The 410-nt window shown below is 48.8% G+C and carries 1 protein-coding gene; it reads left to right on the top strand.

The window, feature by feature from the left end; genetic code table 11:
* Positions 1-410 (top strand): efflux RND transporter permease subunit (locus AB4585_RS26580; protein WP_372171740.1); only part of this gene is annotated, 410 nt, incomplete at both ends.

Genomic DNA, 410 nt, shown 5'->3' on the forward strand with positions numbered 1-410 from the left:
GCGTTATAGTCGCCGCACGCATGCAATCACATCTTCGCGTTGACAAGTGGACGCCTCGCGCAGAGGCCCTCATTGAACAGTATCAAGCAGAGCTGCCGAGCAACATTAAGGTTAATATCCTCTTTAATCAGCAAGGGTATACCGAATCGCGACTATCGGAGTTAAGCGGTAGCTTGCTGCTCGGTTTTAGCATTATCTTGGTGGTGCTGCTGCTCACACTCGGCTTTAGAGCTGCAATTATGGTGGCAATCGCTCTTCCTTTAACTTCTATGCTCACCTTGGTATTGATGAAGTTTACAGGGATCCCTATCAATCAGATGTCCGTCACAGGCCTGATTGTGGCATTGGGCATAATGGTCGATAACGCCGTAGTGATGGTGGATACTATTCAGACCTACCGACTGCAAGGT

The sequence above is a fragment of the Vibrio sp. 10N.222.49.C9 genome (assembly GCF_041474985.1).
In the GTDB taxonomy this organism is placed as follows: Bacteria; Pseudomonadota; Gammaproteobacteria; order Enterobacterales; family Vibrionaceae; genus Vibrio; species Vibrio crassostreae_C.